This window comes from Streptomyces sp. NTD107, from assembly GCF_059510435.1.
On record NZ_JCAJZV010000017.1, the window covers coordinates 81,952 to 100,291 of the forward strand.

Annotated in this window: 13 protein-coding genes and 1 riboswitch; of the genes, 7 read left to right on the forward strand and 6 right to left on the reverse strand. The window is 70.2% G+C overall.

The window, feature by feature from the left end; genetic code table 11:
* Window positions 1-5 precede the first annotated feature (5 nt).
* From AC5WRL_RS25625 to AC5WRL_RS25645, 5 genes are all read left to right on the forward strand, one after another.
* Window positions 6-2,561, forward strand: coding sequence for a caspase family protein (locus AC5WRL_RS25625; RefSeq protein ID WP_496091023.1), 2,556 nt, complete (start codon window positions 6-8; stop codon window positions 2,559-2,561).
* Between the two features lie 38 nt (window positions 2,562-2,599).
* Window positions 2,600-3,991: an extracellular solute-binding protein gene (locus AC5WRL_RS25630; protein WP_496091024.1), complete on the forward strand. Its 1,392-nt coding sequence runs from the start codon at window positions 2,600-2,602 to the stop codon at window positions 3,989-3,991.
* Window positions 3,992-4,176: 185 nt separating this feature from the next.
* Window positions 4,177-4,330: riboswitch (cyclic di-AMP (ydaO/yuaA leader) on the forward strand.
* A gap of 11 nt (window positions 4,331-4,341) precedes the next feature.
* Window positions 4,342-5,349 (forward strand): M23 family metallopeptidase, encoded by a 1,008-nt coding sequence (locus AC5WRL_RS25635; protein ID WP_496091025.1) that lies wholly within the window; start codon window positions 4,342-4,344, stop codon window positions 5,347-5,349.
* A gap of 81 nt (window positions 5,350-5,430) precedes the next feature.
* Window positions 5,431-6,360: an aldo/keto reductase gene (locus tag AC5WRL_RS25640; protein WP_496091026.1), complete on the forward strand. Its 930-nt coding sequence runs from the start codon at window positions 5,431-5,433 to the stop codon at window positions 6,358-6,360.
* A gap of 19 nt (window positions 6,361-6,379) precedes the next feature.
* The gene (locus AC5WRL_RS25645) at window positions 6,380-6,844 is read left to right on the forward strand and encodes a very short patch repair endonuclease (RefSeq protein WP_496091027.1); all 465 of its coding nucleotides are present in this window, start codon (window positions 6,380-6,382) and stop codon (window positions 6,842-6,844) included.
* Here AC5WRL_RS25645 and AC5WRL_RS25650 read toward each other — a convergent pair.
* The 4 genes from AC5WRL_RS25650 to AC5WRL_RS25665 all read right to left on the reverse strand — a co-directional run bounded on the left by AC5WRL_RS25650 (window position 6,773) and on the right by AC5WRL_RS25665 (window position 12,303).
* Window positions 6,773-8,143: a DNA cytosine methyltransferase gene (locus AC5WRL_RS25650; RefSeq protein ID WP_496091028.1), complete on the reverse strand. Its 1,371-nt coding sequence runs from the start codon at window positions 8,141-8,143 to the stop codon at window positions 6,773-6,775. The genes AC5WRL_RS25645 and AC5WRL_RS25650 overlap by 72 nt on opposite strands.
* A gap of 142 nt (window positions 8,144-8,285) precedes the next feature.
* The gene (locus tag AC5WRL_RS25655; RefSeq protein ID WP_496091029.1) at window positions 8,286-10,115 is read right to left on the reverse strand and encodes a DEAD/DEAH box helicase; all 1,830 of its coding nucleotides are present in this window, start codon (window positions 10,113-10,115) and stop codon (window positions 8,286-8,288) included.
* The gene (locus AC5WRL_RS25660) at window positions 10,112-11,572 is read right to left on the reverse strand and encodes a ParB N-terminal domain-containing protein (protein WP_496091030.1); all 1,461 of its coding nucleotides are present in this window, start codon (window positions 11,570-11,572) and stop codon (window positions 10,112-10,114) included. Before AC5WRL_RS25660 ends, AC5WRL_RS25655 begins: the two co-directional genes overlap by 4 nt.
* 41 nt (window positions 11,573-11,613) lie before the next feature.
* Window positions 11,614-12,303, reverse strand: a complete 690-nt coding sequence (locus AC5WRL_RS25665) for a KpnI family restriction enzyme N-terminal domain-containing protein (protein ID WP_496091031.1) — start codon at window positions 12,301-12,303, stop codon at window positions 11,614-11,616.
* A gap of 297 nt (window positions 12,304-12,600) precedes the next feature.
* On the opposite strand from AC5WRL_RS25665, the gene AC5WRL_RS25670 reads away from it, so the two are divergent.
* Entirely contained in the window at window positions 12,601-13,488 is an 888-nt protein-coding gene (locus tag AC5WRL_RS25670) for a hypothetical protein (RefSeq protein ID WP_496091032.1), read from the forward strand.
* Here the strand turns inward: AC5WRL_RS25670 and trmB are convergent.
* Window positions 13,457-14,179, reverse strand: coding sequence for a tRNA (guanosine(46)-N7)-methyltransferase TrmB (gene trmB / locus AC5WRL_RS25675; RefSeq protein ID WP_496091044.1), 723 nt, complete (start codon window positions 14,177-14,179; stop codon window positions 13,457-13,459). The genes AC5WRL_RS25670 and trmB overlap by 32 nt on opposite strands.
* Window positions 14,180-14,325: 146 nt before the next feature.
* Complete coding sequence (locus AC5WRL_RS25680) at window positions 14,326-15,735, reverse strand: NsdA family TPR-like regulatory protein (RefSeq protein WP_496091033.1); 1,410 nt, start codon at window positions 15,733-15,735, stop codon at window positions 14,326-14,328.
* 515 nt (window positions 15,736-16,250) lie between these two features.
* Between AC5WRL_RS25680 and AC5WRL_RS25685 the strand changes: the two genes are divergently transcribed.
* Window positions 16,251-18,245 (forward strand): asparagine synthase-related protein, encoded by a 1,995-nt coding sequence (locus tag AC5WRL_RS25685; protein ID WP_496091034.1) that lies wholly within the window; start codon window positions 16,251-16,253, stop codon window positions 18,243-18,245.
* Window positions 18,246-18,340 lie beyond the last annotated feature (95 nt).

Consider the following 18,340-nt stretch of genomic DNA (forward strand, 5'->3'; position numbering starts at 1 on the left):
CCGGGGTGAGCTACCAGCCGGAGGCCGGCCGGTCCCGAGTGGTGCTGATCGGGGTGGCCGAGTACGAGGCCGAGGCCGAGCATCAGCCGTTGCCATCGGTGCGGGCGAACATCGAGCAGTTGTACGAGGTGCTGGGCGACGACGCGCTCGGCCGGCTGGGGCCGGCGCTGCTTCCGCCGCTGCACTCACCGAGCCGCGAAGAGATCATCAGGACCGTCGAGCGGGCTGCGGCGGAGGCGCAGAGTCTGCTGCTGTGCTACTTCAGCGGGCACGGCAAGCTGCTGGAGGAGGACGGCAGGCCGGACCGGCTGCTGCTGCTGCCCCGGGAGGCGAGTGCCCGGGAGACCGGGCTGCACGGCATCCGGTACGCGGAGCTGCGGGATGTGCTGTGCGGCACCCGGGCCGAGCGGGTGGTGCTGATCCTCGACTGCTGCTTCTCGGGCAACGCGCGCCTGGAGCCGCCCCCTACGGAGGAGGTGCCGTTCGCGCTGATCACCTCCTCCCGGCCGCTGCGGGGGCAGGACGCCGGGAACGGCGAGGGCCCGACGCCGTTCACGGCCGCGCTGATCGAGGTGCTGCGGGAGGGCACCGGCGGGCGGGACGGCGGCCCGGTGACGATCGCCGGGCTGCACGAGCCGATGCTGGCCCGGGCGAAACGGGACGCGGAGCGGGCGGACGAGAACGGCGATCCCGACGACTGGCACCCGACCGTCGTCTCGCAGAACGTCTCCGGGGACACGGTGCTGTCGCAGGCGATCTCCGACCCCGGCGGGGACCGCGCCCGCCGGGCGGCCCGCGCGGTCCGGGCGGTGTCGGCCCGGGCGGCGCTGGCGGCGCGCCGGATCAGGGACCGGCCGGTGCGGGCGGCGGCGGTGGCGGTCGCCGGCCTGCTGGTGCTGACCGGCGTCGCGTGGCTGGACCGGGTGCTGAACCCGTCACCCGCCGACTGCCCGGTCCCGCTGGAACTGCGGGTGCTGACCAGTCCCGAGTACGAGCAGCCCCTCGCCCGGGCGCTGGAGGTTTTCGAGGGCTCGGCGCCGGCCAGGGCGCCGATCGGCGGCCGGCCGCAGGGCTGCCGCCAGCTGAACGCCTTCGTCTACTCGGCCGCCGACGGGGACACGGTCGCGGCGTTACGTCGTTCGGCGGCCTGGGCGGAGCCGGAGCGTACCTGCGCCGGGCTGCCGGCGGTGGCGGAGGAGTCGGGCGAGGAGTGCCCGGCGCCGCTGCGCGACATCGGGCCGCGCCCCGATGTGTGGCTGCCGTCCGCCTCGATCGCCGTACGGCAGGTCGCGGACGATGTCGATGCGGCGGAGAGCGCCGCGTACCTGGGGGAACCGGTCACGGTGGCCACCTCGCCCGCCGTCGTCCTGATGCCGGGGGACGCGGGGGTGGCGCGGACGGGGGAGCCACTGGAGCGGCTGCTGGCGGCTGCGACGGCGCTGGAGTGGCCGGTGCTGCGGGCCGGCCCGGCCACCTCGGCGGCTTCCGTGCTGCACGGGATGGCGGCGGGCCCCGGCCGGATACCGGCCCAGCCGCTGCCGCCGCCCGACGACGCGGCGCTGCTGTGTTCGCTGGGCCGCCCGGCGGGTGCCGCGCCGGTGCTGCTGGTGGCGGAGCGTACGGCGGTGGACCTGGTCCACGAGCGGCGGCGGCCGGCCTGTCTGAGCGGGGCGGTGCCGGCCGGCCGGCTGGATCAGCTGACGTGGGACCGGCAGTACCGCGCGTACTACCCCGCCGACGTACCGCAGCTCGATCTGACCTTCGTCCCGGTGCACTGGGAGCACGCCGGCGCCGACGACGCGGGGCGGCGTACGGCGATCGCCCGGCTGGGCGAGTGGCTCGGCTCGGCGGAGGGGCGGCGGGCGCTGGGCGAACAGGGATTCCGTGACCCCGACGACGAGCGGCGGGCGCTGATCGAGGCGTCGCCGCTGAACCACGAGGCGTTCGTGGCCGAGCCCGGGTCGGGGCTGTCGTCTCCCCCGGCGCCGGACGCGGCGGCGGTGGCGGAGTATCTGCGCGAGGAGGAGCGGGAGCGGGGGCCGCGCGATGTGGTGTTCGTGGTGGATGTGTCCTCCGGCTCGTACACCCGGGCGGCGCAGTACACGGCGCTGTTGCGGACGGCGATCGATGAGCTGGGGCCGGAGGACCGGTTCGCGCTGCTGGCCACCCCAGGCGACGGCGGGCCGGCGCGTACCGTGCTGGACCTGGAGTGGCACGGCGCGGGCGTGACCGGGGCGGCGATCGACGGGCTGGCCCCGGTGGAGCGGCATGCCGCGATCACCCCGGCGGTGGAGGCGGGCCTGGCGCTGCTGGCGGACGCCGGGGACCGGGGGCGGCTGCTGGTGCTGATCACCGATGACGAGGACAGCTCCGGCCGGCCCGGGCTGCCGGCCGGCACCGCGGCGCCGGTCGCGGTGGTGTCGTACGGCTCGCTGGGCTGCGCCCACCTCTACAACGAGATGCTGGTCGCCGAGGGTGCCCTGTGCTTCGACGGTTCCCCGCCGCAGGGGGCCGCGCTGGCCGCCGCGCTGCGCGGGCTGACCGCGCTCCGGGAGCGGTGATGGGGCGGCGGCGGGCAGATCGGGCCGGGCGGTGCGCGGTGCTCACGCTGGTGCTGGCGGTGGTGGCCGGCTGCACCGGCGGGCCGTCCGGTGCGGGGCCGCCCGGTGGGCGGCCGGACGACGGCCGGCCGCTGGTGGTGGTCAGCGGCGCGGATCTGACCAGCAGGGAGGGCGAGGGGGTACGGCAGGCCCTGATCGACGCGTGGAACGCGGACGGGAACAACCGGCAGGCCCGGCTGGTGGAGCTGCCCCGGACCGATGACGGTCAGCACAGTGAGCTGATCGCGGCGCTCCAGTCGGGCAGCGCCGACTTCGACGTGGTGAACCTGGACACCACCTGGGTGCCGGAGTTCGCGGCGGCCGGTCTGATCAGGCCGCTGGACGACGCGCTGCTGGAGGCCGACTTCCTGGCCCAGGCGGCGCGGGCGGGCCGCTGGGAGGGGCGGACGTACGCCGTACCGTTCAACACCGATGTCGGGCTGCTGTACTACCGCGAGGATCTGCTGGCGGAGCTCGGCCAGGAGGTGGGCGGGCTGCTGGGCGAGGAGACGCTCGGCGAGCTGATCGCCGGCTGGCGGGGCGGGCAGGAGTACCCGCTGTATGTCACGCAACTGCGCCCGTACGAGGGGCTGACGGTCAACGCGCTGGAGGCGTTCTGGAGCGTGGGCGTGGAGTTGGTGGACGAGCGGGGCCGGTACCGGGGCAGCGAGGCGGAGTTGCGGCGCGGGCTGGCGGAGCTGCTGCGGATCACGGACAGCGGGAAGCTGAGCGAGCGGGCCCGGGAGGCGGACGAGACCGTCGCGCTGCGGGAGTTCACCGGGGCGGACGGGGCGGACGGCGGCGATCTGTCGGGGGTGGTGCTGATGCGGAACTGGCCGTACGCGTACCAGCACGTGGACGCCACGCTGCCGGCCGGCGCGGGGTTCGGGGTGATCCCGCTGCCGGGGGCGGCGGCGCTGGGCGGGCAGTCCCTCGCCGTGTCGGCCGACAGTGTGCGGGCGGCGGACGCCGAGCGGCTGATCCGGTTTCTGACGGCGGAGCCGGACAGCCAGCGCAAGCTGCTGGAGGCGGGGTTCGCGCCGGCGCTGCGTGACGCGTACGGGATCGGGGAGCCGGCCGATCTCGACTGCGCGGCGGTGGCGGGGACGGCGGTGCGGCGGCCGGAGGGCAACCCGGCGGAGGGCGCGGCGCGCGGGGTGCCGGCGGGGTATCCGGAGCTGCTGTGGTGCGCGCTCGAAGCGGCGCGGGCGCGGCCGGCGAGTCCGTACTATCCGGCGTTCTCACGGGAGTTGCGGCTGGAGACGGGGCGGCTGCTGGCGGGGAACGCCTCGTTGGAGGCGGCGGCGGAAGCGCTGCATCAGACGCTGGCACTCGCACTGGAGGGCCGGATCACCGTGAGTGATCGGGGGGCGGCGCTGGATAACAACTGACACACCGTCAGAATTCTCTGCCATGCTCCCGCCAAGAACGTATGCCCCAATTGGATCGCGTCTGACACGATTTACCGCCCAGAAGAACGAGACCTATTTCCCGGATCCACTTGGAATTACGGCGGCCCGTCTATTAACGTTCGATAACGCAGCGCGGTCGTCTCCGCCGTCGCCACGACAGCGGTCGTGCTGCACCGCCTAATCCACGGCACGCCAACAGCGCGCCGGGGAACCGGGGAACCACCACTTGGGGTGCATCGGACGGCCCACCGCCGCCCGTAGGAGACCTTCCTGCTCCGAACCCGTCAGCTAACCCGGTCGGCGAGAGGGAAGGAAAGGAGTGCGCCTCCGTGGCGTCGAACCGGTATGGGTCCCACCCCGTCTACTACGGGCCGCAGACCACTGACGACGAGCCCCGTACCGAGTGGAACCCCAGCGCCGAGACGCTGCGCCCCGTACGCGGCCGGCACCGGGTCGCCAGGCAGCGCGGCGGCACCATGGCTCGCAGCCGGGCGGTGCTCGGCGTCGGCGTGATCGCCGCGGTCGGCGCGGGCGGCATGGCCACGGCCCAGGAGGGCGGCGCCGGCTCCGTACCCGGCCTCGACTCGGTGCGCTCCATCCCCGACCACATCCCCGTCGTCAACAACTTCATCTCCTCCTCCGCCTCGGATGCGCAGGAGGAGCCCGGCGCCGAGGAGACGGTGACGGCGACCCCGTTCACCGAGGCCCAGGACGCCGGCGAGGCGCTGCGCGCCCGGATTCTCCAGCAGGCCGAGGAACAGGAAGCCACCGCCCAGGCCGCCGCACGAGCCCAGGCCCTGGACGCGGCACAGAGCGACGCGGTCGCCGTCGCCGCCGAACTGGCCGAGACGGAACGCCTCGCCGAGGAGGAGCGGCAGCGCGCCGAGGAAGCCGAGCGGCAGCGCCTGGCCGAGGAGCGCCGGCTGGCCGAACTGCGCGCTAGCTACACCCTCCCGCTGACCAGCTACACCCTGTCCTCCGGCTTCGGCGCCAGCGGCTCCATGTGGTCCTCCACCCACACCGGCACCGACTTCGCCGCCCCCACCGGCACCCCGGTGAAGAACGTGCACACCGGCACGGTGAAGGAAGCGGCCTGGGCCGGCTCGTACGGCTACCGCATCATCATCGAGCAGGAGGACGGCACCGAGCTGTGGTACTGCCACCTCTCCTCGATGAACGTCACCGCCGGCCAGTCGGTCGACACCGGCGACACCATCGGCCGGGTCGGCTCCACCGGAAACTCCTCCGGGCCGCACCTGCACCTGGAGGTCCGCCCCGGCGGCGGTGACCCCATCGACCCGCTGACCTGGCTGCGCGGCAAGGGCCAGGCGGTCTGACCACCCCGACCATCCCCCCACACCGCCGACGGCCCTGGTGACTCCCCCCGACGCCAGGGCCGTCGGCATACCCTGGCCCGCATGAACACGATCGGCGATCTTCAGGTGTCCGGGCTCTGCCTGGGCGGCAATGTCTTCGGCTGGACGGCGGACGAGGCGGAGTCCTTCGCGGTACTCGACGCCTACACGGCGGCCGGCGAGAACTTCATCGACACCGCCGACGCCTACTCCGCCTGGGTGGACGGCAACAAGGGCGGCGAGTCGGAAACGGTGATCGGCCGCTGGCTGGCCCGCCGCGGCCGGCGCGACGACATCGTGGTGGCCACCAAGGTGGGCGCGCACCCCGAGCTGCGCGGCCTGTCCGCCGACACCATCAAAACGGCGGCCGACGCCTCGCTGCGCCGCCTGGGCGTGGACCACATCGACCTCTACTACACCCACTTCGACGACGAGTCGGTGGAAGTAGCGGAGATCATCACCGCACTGGACGACCTGGTACGCGCCGGCAAGGTCCGCGAGATCGGCGCCTCCAACATCTCCCCGGCCCGCCTGGAAGCCTCGCTGGCCTTCTCCGCCCAGGAGAACAAGGCCCGCTACACGGCCCTCCAGCCGCGCTACAACCTGCTGTCCCGGGACAGCTACGAAGGCCCCCTCGCCGACCTGGCCGCCCGCCACCACCTGGCGGTCCTGCCTTACTCGGCCCTCGCCAGCGGCTTCCTGACCGGCAAATACCGCCCCGGCGCCCACGTCAAGAGCGCCCGCTCCACCTCGGCCGCCCAACACCTGGACACCCCGCGCGGCCAAGCGGTCCTCGCCGCCCTGGACGAGGTGGCGACCACCCACAACACCGAACTCTCCACGATCGCCCTCGCCTGGCTGGCCGCCCAACCGACGATCACCTCCCCCATCGCCAGCGCCCGCACCCCCGACCAGCTCCCCCCACTCCTGAAGTCCACCACCCTGCCCCTGACGGACGAGGACCTCACCACCCTGACAAACGCCTCGGCCTGACAGCTGGGAAACTTGTCCCATGTCTGAAGGGGAGCAGTGGGAGCCACCACCCGGCTCATGGGCGTCCAGCGCGGCCCGGCGCCGGAATATGCAGGCGATCAAGGCCAGGGATACCAAGCCAGAACGTCTGATCCGCCAGCTCCTGCATGCCCGGGGCCTCAGATACCGGGTCGCTGCCCGTCCGCTGACCGATCTCCGCCGGACGGCTGACATTGTCTTCCGCCCGGCGAAGATCGCCGTCTTTATCGACGGCTGTTACTGGCACGGCTGCCCGGAGCACTATGTGTCCCCGAAGACCAACCCCGGCTACTGGTCAGGGAAAGTAGCTGGCAACATCGCCCGGGACCGGGACACCGACAAGCGTCTCACCGAAGCAGGCTGGCTGGTGCTCCGGTTCTGGGAGCACGAAGACTCAGCAGTCTGCGCTGACAAGGTCGCTGCCACGGTGATCGCCCGCCGGGCGGCGCTGCACCCGGGGCTCTGAGGGAAAGGGAAGCGGCTCATTCCGCTGCTGCGGCAGTTCTGAGCCCTCTTTGCATTCCAGGACGTACTTCTCAGCGAAGGAGGGAGCAGTGTCCGGCCGGAGGACAGCCAGGACGGCCCGGCCGATGGCCTCCGCGACGGGCGGCGGAAAGGCGTTTCCTACCTGGCGATATCGGGCTGTCTTTCCACCCCGGAATCTCCATTCGGCTGGGAAGCCCTGGATCAAGGCCGCCTGCTCCACGGTCAGCATGGGACCGGAGTCGCGGAACAGATCCCGCTTGAGATTGCACTCTTCAGGGTCATTGGCCACGCCAGAAGCATCGACTCCGAGCGCTTCCCAGGCTCGCTTGGCACGGGTTGGTCCCAGGTCAGGGCCCCCATGCTTTTTCGAGCCGCCAACCAGGGTGGGTGCGATGCCTTCGGTGGTGCTGGCCATGGCTTTTGCCGCGCGGTCAGACCAGTCGCGAAAGATAATTTCTCCGGTGCGGACACCCTTGGCTTTCCTGGCCTCCGAGACGGTCTTCCCGTATTCGTCCTTGTCCCAGAAGGGCCGACAGCGGGATTCCATGCTTTCAGTGAGAGTTTCCAGAACAGATGGCGCGGGGCCAGCTTTCCGAAGCGGCCACCTGAAAGTGCGATCCTCGGCCTGGTCGCTGCGGATGGCCACAAGAATGGCTCTTGGGCGGAGCTGGGGAACGCCGAAATCGCGAGCATCCAGGCGCCGCCAGGATCTCCTCATGAGGGCATCCTGCTCGTCTGCGGATGCAAGCTGCGGAATCTCAGGGACGGCATACCCGTACTCCCGAAGCTTTTCGATGACGCCGATTCGGTAGTCGATGAAGACTTCCGGTGGTTCCAGGATTCCGCGAACATTCTCAATCATCACCGCTTTGGGGCGCAGACGGTTGACGATATCGAGCATATCTGGGAAGAGGTCACGTTCATCATCGCCGCCGAGCTGTTTGCCAGCCAAGGAGAAAGGCGGGCAAGGGACGCCGCCGGCCAGGAGGTCGAGTTCGCCTTCCGACAGGCCAAGGCCATTCAGGAGTTCTGACTTATCAAACCCTTTGACGTCGGTCGGCTGGATCTGGCCGGTTTTTTCAGCTGTCTCCCAGCCGTGCCAGCGGTGTGCCTGAACATTCAGTCTGAGCGTTTCCACCGCATGGGGATCGAGTTCGACCAAAGCGAGATGATCGAACCCGGCGCGATGCAGCCCCAGTGCCTGGCCCCCCGCGCCAGCGCAGATTTCGATCGCGGTCGGCCGATCGTGGGGCTGCTGACCCTCATCGCTGTCGCCCATCGGCGTGGTCCTCCTGCGTGCGGTGCAAAAACAGATGCCCAAGTGTCGCAGAGGCGGCACTGGGTTGTTGTCTCATCACCCAGGAGTTTCGCAGTCCGCTCTCCCGCTGGCGCAGCGGGGCTGGCCAGCGGGAGGCTGATGTTCAGATACCTGGCCTCCTGAGGTGCTGAAGCAGAGTCTCAACATCGCTGGGAGCCAGGCCAGCCGCCACGGACGGTTCTTCCTGGAGGTCGGCCAGCTGCTGCACGGCCGGGTCATCGAGGACACGCCCCATGAACTCAAGCTTCTTCTCAAGCCTGACCTGGACGACCTCGTCGATGGTGTCACGCACCGCGAGCACTGTCACTCTGGTCTCGGTGTCCGGATGCAGTCCAAGCCGGTGGATACGGTCCAGGCTCTGAAGGAACCTTCCTGCCATGAAATCGCGGTCTACAAAGACGGCGTCGTGGCAGTCCCGGTGGAGGCTGATGCCCTCGCCGAGAGTTGCCGGGTTCGCCAGCAGCACCATGCAGCCGGGATCTTCCCGGAACCGCCGGATTTCTTCGTCCCGGTCGGGGGTGCCGCCGTGCACCATGGCCGGCCCGAACTTTGCCAGCAGCTTCTCCAGCGTCGTCAAGCTGCGCACGAAGGTGGTCCAGACCAGAGTCTTCCGCCCCTGCTCCGCGTTGGCGGCCACAATGCCCGCTGCCTCCTGGTACTTCGGCGACAGCTCGTAGTCCGGGAGGTCCCGCAGCAGGGCCAGCAGCGAATCGCCTGCCGGCGCCTCCAGCGGTGGGAGCTGGTAGATGAGCGGCTCATGCTTCTTGTCCCCTTCCAGAAGCAGGGGCGGGCTCGTCGCGGCCATCAGCAGGCGGAGTGCCGTCCTGCCGAGTGAACTGAGATCGCCGCGCGCGTCACCGATGCCGATCCCACCGACCAGAGACTCGTAGATCTGCCCGTGCAGGGGAGGCATGCTGACGTAGCGCATCCGCAGTTCCATCGGCGGAAGACCCAGCTCCTGCTTGGTGGTCCGGGTGAACAGAGGCCGCAGTACCTGGCTCGCATGGGCCAGATCGCCGCCGGCCACCGCCTGGGAAACAGTCCGCTGACCGTGGCCCGGCCAGACAAAGCCAAGCAGATTCTCCAGATCCTTTGAGCCGTTGGGCGCCGGGGTCCCGGTGAGGATCAGCCGCCGCCGGGCCAGCGGGCCCAGCGCCATACAGGCCGACCCGTATGTGCCACGTACACCGAGCTTCATCCGGTGCGCCTCATCCAGGATGATCATGGAAGGGGCGGCCTTCAGCCATCCGGAGAGCGTAGCCAGGGAACGCTCCAGCCTCTCGTAGTTGACAATCAGCACCTCAGCCCACTGGTCGAGCGAGCGCTCCAGCACATGAGAACGGAGGGGTGAGCTGAAACAGGCGCCGGTCTCGTACTGCCAGGACTCGTAAGCGGATTTGGGGCAGACCACCAGGAGCCGGCTGACCTTCCCCTGTGTTTTCTGGGCCGCATAAACTGCCAGCGCGACCCGGGTCTTGCCGGCGCCGGGCACGCTGAAGTTGGCGCCGTGCTGAAGCGAGAGCAGCTTGGCGATATCCCGGAGCTGGAAGCCGCTCAGGTCGGCAGTCCAGTCCTGCCCCAGCTGTGCCTGCACTTCCCCGGGGGCGCCCTCGGATTCCGCCGCGCCGGGCGGGTTCTCCAGACGCTGCTTGACGGCATGGGCGTCCTGGAGTACCCCGGTGACGAGTTCCCGGAGGTCAGCTGCCCATTCGACGCTGGCCGGAGCCGGCCAGCTGCCCAGAAAGTGCAGGCCGCCTAGGAAATCAGAGAGTTCGACGGAAGCGGAGAGCTGGCCGAGCTGGCCGCCCGTACGGAAACGGGCGGTCAGCTGCAGCAGATCACTCTGGTGTGCTCCGGTGGCCTGGAGGAGCACCTTGGTGCGCGTCGTGTCAAAACCCAATTGCAAGGAAGGGCTGACGGCAGTCTCGGTCACTGGGAACCGTCCGCAGAGGCGGCAGCGATCAGCCAGGCGACCCCGTCCCCGGGTGTCGGCAGTCCGCGGGCCGCCTGCCGAGCGAGTTTGTGCAGGCTGACCTGGAGCTTCTTGATGGCGTCGTCAAAGGCCTCCTCGTCCAGGGTCCGGGAAGTCCTGGCCTGGACGAGATCAGCCACGCAGTGGTCGATGGCGGCGCAGGCTTCAGCGATCCTGGCCGGCGCCTGCTGCTTCCGCTTCCGGACCCGAGCGTCCCTTCCCGCCCGCTCGATGGCGGCGTCGAAGGCTTCCTTGGCACTGTCCACTACCTGCTGAGCGTTTTCCTGAGCAGCACTGGCCAGCCCGCCGTCCACGTTTACCGCAGTGGCCTTCGCCTGCAGCACCCGGTTGCTGAGAGTCTGGGCAGCTGCCACGGTGCTAGCCGCGGCGGGCAGCGGCATGTCAAGTCCAGGGACCAGCATGACCTCACCGGAATCACTGGCGTCCGGCCCAGATTCCGCAGTGGACTTCAGATCAACGGGCAGTACATCGTCGAGATACTGCTGATCAAGAAAGTGTTCGTCGATGTGCCGGACATCGGTTTTGGAGAACCCGAGCAGGATCGCGGTGATCCGGTTCTCTTTCAGGATCTCTGCCCTGTCCCGGTCCGGGCCTTCCAGTTTGGCGTAGGCCCGCTGCATCTCCTTGAGACTCTCCTGGTGGTTTTCGAAGTCCACCAGACGCAGAGCCGTACCGGCCGCCTTCGCCCTGCTGCGCTCAATAAACTCCCGGATGACGCTGAGAATCCACCGATCCTGGTGGTAAGTGGCCTTCAGAGTACGGAACTCCTTGGCGATGGCCTCGGGAGTACGTCCCAGCGCAGCCTGTTCCTCCATGGCCAGCAGCCGGTTGATGTAGGAGTAGTCGCGCTTGTGCTCTTCCCGGAGCTGCAGCGCCAGCTCGATGGAGTTGATGTCGGCCCAGGTCAGGGACTCGGGCAGCACCGCCAGTCGCATGGACTGGACACCATGTTTCCGCAGCGCCGCCAGCCGGGTGTTGCCATCAACCATGACACCGTGATGTGTCACCAGCCCCGGATTGTTCTGCCCGAACTCCGCGAGATCTTTCAACAAGGTCTCAAAGGCCGGGTCCTGCCGGTCAGGATTCCCAGGATCGGCCTGGAGCAGCGCCCGCATGTAGTCCTGAGCCCGATCGCTGTACGGCTCTTTGCTCAGCGCCTCATCGGCAACCGGGTCGTGGCTGCGCTGGGCGCGGACCCGGTGCGTGCCGGGGTTGTAATAGAGCCCGTCCAGCGGCAGATCGATGACGTCGAGATTCAGCCGCTGGCCGTGCAGGTCGACGGAGGTGGTCTCGCGCGTCCCGCCCGCACCGCGAGCCTCTTCCACCTTCTTCCGGATCAGCTCACTGAAGTCGCTGGCCCGGGGCGGCGGCGGAAACTCCTGGTACATGGTCTGCATTACCCCTCCCACTTGCGCCACTTGACCTTTCCGTTTCGTGTTTACTCGGACTCACTGGTGATGGCTTGGGCGATGGATCGGCGCGACTCTTCAGGAAGAGTCCGGAACTCGCCCCACAGCCTCTCCAGAAGACCCCGCTCCCGTTGATCTTTCTCGACCCAGCCGGCGAACACCGCACGCTCCAGAGGAGCCAGACCGCTGATCCTCTTGCGCAGTTCGCCGACATTCACCTTCAGTCCCGTCGTTCCCGACGCGCATCGGCGGCAGCTGGTGACGGGCTGGGTGGCGGAAGTGCCATCGGCGAGCAGAATCTTGCGCCGGGCGATGTTCAGTACGGCCTGCTCGATCCCATCGTCATAGGTCTCGCCAGCACCGATGCCGCAGGTGCGGCACAGGTAGCTATCAGCCTGATGGATCTTGGCACGCTGCACGGCGGACAGGCTGCCCTTGTGCTCCGGCCCCTTTGCCTGCCCGGGATCCCAGACGGGGGCGCCCTGCTTCACGAACCGCTGCTCCTGCTGGCTGAGCGACGGATCGTGACGGTTGGTATCAATCTGCCAGCCGTAATCCCGCAGATCACGCACCCTGCGGTCGATTTGAGTGGACTCGGGGAAATCTCGGCGCAACTGCGCCTTTGTGAAGATATTGCCCACGCCTACCACGCCCACCAACCAGAGCCCGGCGCGAGACTTGCCTCCGAGCTTCTTGTCCTGCCATGACGGCAGCGTCATGAGCGGCCTCCCGATCTCAGCGTCGTGTGACTGTCATGTTTCGCATCGTGAATGCGCACGGAAATGTTCGCGCAAGGGTGCGGCAGCAGTAGCGGCATGAATCTGAGGCCACCCACTGCTGACGTTGGTTGGCCATCTGAGCACACTCGGCCAGGTAAGTCTAGAACTGTTGGATATTGCAAGCAGATTGATCAAAATCCATGACGCATGGTGGCTGGCAGCAGCTGATGGCAGGATGACAGGATGAGATGAGCATTGCGGATGAGCGACGACGGCGGCTGAGAGAAGGAGTCCCAGATGCGGGCTGGTCATGTGGGGTCAAAGGTCAGCGGCGATGACGTGCCCCCGGGGCGTCAGCGGCTCGCCGAGGTGCTGCGCATCCTGTACAGACAGATGGCGGCTGCCACACTCGCAGAGGCGGGCGAACGCTTCTCTTCCCGCGGATATGCGAAGGATCCCGGTCAGATCTCTCGGTATCTCAACGGAAAGACCGTGCCGCCTGAGGACTTTGTGCGCGTGCTGTACACCTTCGCCGTCGAGCGTGCCGGTGTCGCCAATGTCGCCTTCAGCTGGACCGAAGTACGGCAGGCACATGGGGCAGCCGAACGCACGCTGTGCAGCCGATGCCTTCAGCTCAAGGCCGAAATCCACGCCCTCCGTGAGGCGACGGAGGCGCAGCGCCGCAATGATGCGACCAGTGCCGACTCCGCGAAACCTGTCATTCCAGTCGCTGCCGTCGCCGCAACCGGCGAGGTTGCATCCACTCCTGCAACATCGCTGCCGGTCCCCAGCGCCGCCGGGGACCGGCAGTCTCAGCAGAGGGACGAGCTGGCGGCAGAGGCTATTGCCGCTGGACTGGTTGCTCGCGCCGGCGCGCTGATGAAGCAGCGGAATCACCCTGTCCTTCTGGAGCTGTTCCAGGGGGCCATGGGGTCTCTTGTGCCACCCGAATGTGCGGCTGCGATTGCTGACTTCAGGAGACAGGGCACTGCGGACGGCTCGCTGCTCGCCGACACGCTCTCCAGGATCTATGGGCGGGAGCGGCCGGCTGAGGATGTCATGGCCACCGCGCTGGAACTGCTGCGCCGGCATGGCCTGCCGACGGATGCTGCTTCCTTGATGGAGACCGCATTGGGCGACGCCTCCGCCGCGCTCACGGCTCGTGGCGGAAGAGGAGGTCTTTGACCTGGTGGCCCTTTTGGAGGCCCTGGGATTCGAAGCGGGTTTGGGGGCGGTGGGGTGGGCGGGGGGTGAAGTCCGCGGTGGGGGAGAGGTTGGTCAGGGTGGGGGTCGCGGTCAGGGTTTCCAGCATGGCCTGCGCGTACGGTTCCCAGTCCGTCGCGCAGTGCAGCACGGCGCCGGGGGTCAGGCGGGTGAGGGCCAGGTCGATGAACTCGCGCTGGATGATGCGGCGCTTGTGGTGGCGCTTCTTGGGCCAGGGGTCGGGGAAGTAGACCCGCAGGCCGGCCAGGGAGGCCGGCGGGAGCATTTCGCGGAGCAGGATGATCGCGTCGCCGTTGGCCACCCGGATGTTGGTCAGGCCGCGGTCCTCCGCCAGGCGCAGCAGGTTGCCCTGGCCGGGGGTGTGCACGTCCACCGCCAGGATGCCGGTGTCCGGGTCGGCCGCCGCCATCTGCGCCGTGGCCTCGCCCATGCCGAAGCCGATCTCCAGCACCACGGGCCGGCCCGCGAACAGGGCGCCGAGGTCCAGGACGGACTCCCCGTCCACCTCCAGGCCCCACTGGGGCCACAGCCGCAGCAGCGCCTCCCGCTGGGCGGTGGTCACCCGGCTGCGGCGGGGCTGGAAGCTGCGGATGCGGCGTTCGTGGCGGTCGCCGGCCGGGTCGGGGGCCGGGCCGGTGCCCGGTGCGAACATGGTCCGGGGGGTGTCGGACGGCGAGGGGTTTGGTTCGTTCAGCACAGTGCTGTCATGGTACTTCTGGCGCATATGTGAGGGGGGTCACTGCTTCCCCCGGCCGTTCTCGGCCATGCCGGGGGCCAGTGCCGCTGTCATGTGCGATCTCACGCGGGAGCGGCCAGGAGCGGGCGGGCCTGCTCCTGGAGTTCTTTGACCAGCGGTTCATTGCCGTACGGGGCCAGCCGGTGCAGCAGGTCGCGTACGTAGTCGGTGGTCCGCGCCGAGGAGATCCGCGCCGCCACCTCCACCGCCCGCGCGCCGACCGCCACCGCCGCGTCCAGATTGCCCGATTCCAGCTCCGCCACCGCCGCGACCACCAGCCGCAGCCCGTGTGAGCGGACGAATTCCTCGGTGGGTTCTTGCAGGGCGCGTTCCGTGAAGCGGCGTACCTGGCCGGGCAGCTTGAGGTCGCTGTAGCACTCGGCGGCGTCGGCGGCGAGCCGGTCGTACGCGTAGAAGGACAGCCAGCTCGGGTCGCCGTCCCCGGGGCGGGAGCGCTCCAGCCAGCCCTCCGCCGCCGACAGTGCCGAGCCGCAGCCGGCCGCGTCGTTGGCCTTGGCCAGCGCCCTGGCCTCCACCAGGTGGAAGAAGCTCATGGTGCGGGCGGTGGCGAGGGAGCGGTTGCGTTCCAGGGCCGCCTGGGCCAGGTCGACGCCCTCCTCCGCGAAGCCGCGGTAGGTCGCCTGGAGGGACATGGACGCCAGGACGTAGCCGCCCAGCGGTACGTCGGCCGCCGCCTTCGCCAGCCGCAGCGCCTGGATGTAGTACCGCTGTGCCGCCTCCTGCTGCCCGGTGTCGAAGGCCATCCAGCCGGCCAGCCGCGTGAGTTCGGCGGTGGCCCGGAAGAGTGAGCGGCCCACCTCGTCGCTGTAGCTGCCCAGCAGCAGCGGCGCGGCGTCCGTCCGCAGGCACTCCGGGACCATGGAGGAACGCCAGTCCCCGCCGCCGTACTTGGAGTCCCAGCGGCGGGCCTCCTCGGCGGCCTCCTGGAGTTTGGAGACGTCCGAGTGCCCGACCCGCCCCCAGCCGCCCTCCCGCGGCCGTTCGGCCTCGCGGGTGACGCTGGCGTCCGCCGGGCGTATCAGCCAGCGCGATACGGGGGTGGCGTACGCGCTCACCGCGAAGGAGCCGGCCAGCGACTGCCAGATGCCCTTCCCCGGTGAGGAGTCCAGCCGGTAGAGCTCGGTGGCCGACTCCACGGCGTGCGCGACCTTGCGCGGGAACGCCAGGCCGACCTCCGGCGCCGGGTCCGTGTCCGCGAGGCCGATCTCGTGCAGCGGCACGGGTCTGCCGAGCTTGCTGCTGATCGCCGCCGCGATGAGATGGGGGGCGGAGCCCTGGGGCACCATCCCCTTCGTCACCCATCGCGCGACGGAGGTTTTGTCATATCTCAGAGTCAATCCCCGCTGCGAGCCGAGATCGTTCACCCGGCGTGCAAGACCGGCGTTGCTGATCCCGGCCAGGGCGAGGATCGTCCCCAGCTTCTCGTTCGGCCCGCGTGCTTCCCTGGACATCCGCGCACCCCTGACCCACACCGACGCCTTCCGCCAACCCAGCGTAGTTCGGTGCCTGCTGACCGTTAAGGGGTTTGTTCCCGGATGGCGGAATCATGTCCGTACACAGATTCGAGCGCTTCCCCCCTTCTGGATTGTGCTCCGGGCATGTGGCCGTGCGCCCGGGTGTGCGCTCTGGGCAGTCGGCGACGGCGGCGGTTCGATGGATATCGCGTGGGTCGGCCCGTTGGCCCTCAAGGTTCCGGCGGGCCGGGGGAGCCGCCGTCTCATTCCCCGCGGACGGCGGTCTGGTCCGGGAGACGACCAGCGTCTCCCGGACCACAACATCTTCTGCCCGTCGGGCGCCCTCCCAACGGCCTTTACCCAGCCAGAGTTTGGCCGAAAGACACCGGTTTTCTGGGGCGGGTGCCAGCGCCGGTGAGTTTCGCATGCCTGCCGAACACCGCCCCGGGTATGTCCCGTTCACCTCGCTCCCATGGCAGCATGGGGCTTAAGGTCCAGTGGGGGAGGCGGCGATGCGGTGGTTGGTCGGGTGGTGCGGCGCGTCGGCCAGCGCTGCCCGCGACATCCAGCCCCTGGGCGCACATCTGCTGTGGGACGGCCCCGATCCGCTGTGGGCGGTGGGGGATTGGCGTCCCGACGAGATCCGCCTCGTCTTCGCGGACGGCGACACCCATCTCGCGGTCTTCGGCTACTGCGGCGCCACCGATGAGCAACTGCGGCGCTCGCTCGTGGCCGCGCGCGCCGGCGCGCTGCGCCAGCTCACGCTCTGGTCCGGCAGCTACACGGCCGTCGCCCGCTTCGGTCGGCGCACCGTCATCCCCGCCGACCTGGCCGGCACCCGGCCGGTCTTCCACACGGACTGGGCGGGCGGTACGGCGTACGCCACGGCGGCCCTCCCGCTCGCCGACCTGACCGAGGCGCAGCTGAACGTGCCGCATCTGGCGGCCGTGCTGGCCTGCCCCGACACCCCCGAGGCGGTCGGCGACGGCACCCCGTACGTCGGGGTCAGCCGGGTGCCGCCCGGCCACGCGCTCAAGCTGCGCGAGGGTGGCAGCCGCGGCACCGTCGACTACGAGCCCACCGCCCCGCTGGTCGTCGCCGCCCCGCCCATCGCCGGCGAGGACGCCATCGCGGGGGTACGGGACGCCCTGGTCGAGGCGGTACGCACCCGGCTCGCCGCCCCGCGCCACGCCGCCGTGACCGAGGGCGGGGGTACGGCGCCGGGGGTCGGCGCCGACCTGTCCGGCGGCAGCGCCTCGGCGACGCTCACCCTGCTGGCCGCCGGGCTGCCCGGCATGCCCGGCACGGTCTTCGGCACCGGCGCCACCCAGGCCGGCGAGCGGCTGCTCGCCGTCACCTTCAACGACCTCACCGGCAGCGGCAGTTCGCCCGTCGAACTGGAGCGCGCCCGGGCGATCGGCGAGAACCCGCGGCTGCACCACGTGGTGGTCACCGGCGGCGAGCACGCCCTCCCGTACTCCGACCTCGACAACGGACCGCTCACCGACGAACCCGGCCCGTCGCTGGTCAGCGCCGCCCGGCACCGGCACCGGCTGGCCGCCGGCAGCGCCGACCATCTCATCGGCAACGGCGCCCGCCAGGTCCTCGACGCCCACCCGGCGCGGCTGGCCGACCTGCTGCTCGACCGGCGCCGCCGGCATCTGCTCAGACCCGTCTCGGCACTGGCCAAGGCATCCTCGGCGGGCGGGCTGCTGGTGCCCTTCACGATCTACCGGGCCGCCCGGCGGCTGGCCCGCACCCCGTACCCCGAGGGTCTGACCAGCGCCGCGCTCCAGCTGCGCCGGCCGCCGGAGGACGGCGGGGCGCTCGGGGCCTCGCTGGCGGCGCTCGCCTGGAGCCGGCCGGGGCCGGCCGCGCGCTGGCTGACCGGGGAGTCGCTGGCGGAGGTGTCCATCCGGCTGGAGGCCGCCGCCGCCCGCCCGCCCTCGGGGTCCGCCGTCGGGCGCCCCGGTGTACGCCGGGCGCGCGCGGCGCTCGCGCGGCAGGCCGCCGATCACCGGGTCTTCGAACAGGCCACCGAGGTGCGCAACCAGCGACTCCACGCGCCCTTCTACGACAATCAGGTGGTACGTGCCTGCCAGGCGCTGCCGGAGAGTCTCCGCGTCCAGCCGGGGGCGCGCGCCCAGGTATTGCGCGCCGTGCTGGAGGGCGCGGGTGTACGCGACCTGCCGCCCGGCTGGGGCGCCGCGAGCCACCCCGCCCCCACCGACCCCGCACGGACCGGGCTGCGCGCCAACATCGGCCACCTCATCGACCTCTTCGACGCCCCGCTGCTCGCCGACGCCGGGCTGATCGAGGCCCGGGTGGTCCGCAAGGCCCTGCGGGCGGCGACCGAGGGCGAACCGCTCCCGCTGGACGGCCTGGCCGAACTCGTCGCCACCGAACTGTGGCTGCGCCGCCTGCTGACCCGCCGCGGCTCCTGCTGGACGGCCGAGGGCCACCACGACCCCCGAGCGGTGACCAGCGGCGTCGGCCCGCTGGCCTGAGCCTCCGAGGAGCCACCCCGGCCGCGCGCGCGGCGCCGGTCGTGGCGATGGAGGAGGAGCGGTCGCGCGCGGGCGAGGCGGTTAACCGGCGGGGG